The organism is Pseudogemmobacter sp. TB195 (assembly GCF_058313095.1).
The window spans coordinates 1-774 of the sequence record NZ_JBZEGG010000102.1; the positions used below are offsets into that span (position 1 = coordinate 1).

Genomic DNA, 774 nt, shown 5'->3' on the forward strand with positions numbered 1-774 from the left:
GTCTGGTACAGTTCCCAAGGCCCCTTCATCGCACCTTCTCCCATGACGCAGGATTGCCGGGTTCACCGCCTCGGTAGCGATAGCCCATATTCACGTCGCCAACTTTCGGAGCGCCGCGCGCCTGCCCCTGCTGGGCGCCCGCAAGGCCGTTGGCCTGTTCGGCCAAATCCGCGAAGTGGTTCTTCGACCCGACCTGATCCGCCCAGAGCATTTCGAAATCATCGAACGATCCGGACTTGTTGGTGTGCTTCCACTGCCGCCACGCCTTCGCCTTCTCGATGTCCAGCTGGGCGGTGCGGCGCGCGGCCTCAATCATGATGCGGTTGCCGCGCGGATCGTTGGCGAGCTGCGGAACTGTCCCGACGATGAACTGGCGGTCAGCATCGGAGAAGTTGTTCGCCGGGAAGCCGCCGGCCCCAATCATGTCAATGACCATGCGGCCAGTGATGGAATTGAGCGCCTGCGCGTCGCCAACGCGCGCCGGATCCAGCCCCATGGTTTTCATGGCGTCGTCGCTCAGCCCCAGTTCCTTGCCCCATGCGCCCAGCGTCGCCCTAGTGGGGGCCATGCGGCCGGTCTGTAGGTTCTGAAGCAGGGATTCAATCTGCCCGATGCGCTGGAGCTGCTTCCCGGCGAGAAATGCCGCGTTCATCGTATCGCCGGAGCGCTTGCCGGCCGCCTGCCCGATGGCCTTGGCTTCCTCGCTCTCGCCGCGCATGTCCACGGTGGTTTTCTGCGCCTTGTCGGTCAGGAACTTGTCAAACGACCCGGTGT

Annotated in this window: 1 protein-coding gene; it reads right to left on the reverse strand. The window is 64.0% G+C overall.

The annotated features are described in order from the left end of the window. Positions 1–25 precede the first annotated feature (25 nt). A partial coding sequence (locus AC4FS3_RS28815; protein WP_491023387.1) for a hypothetical protein occupies positions 26–774 on the reverse strand: 749 nt, incomplete at its 5' end.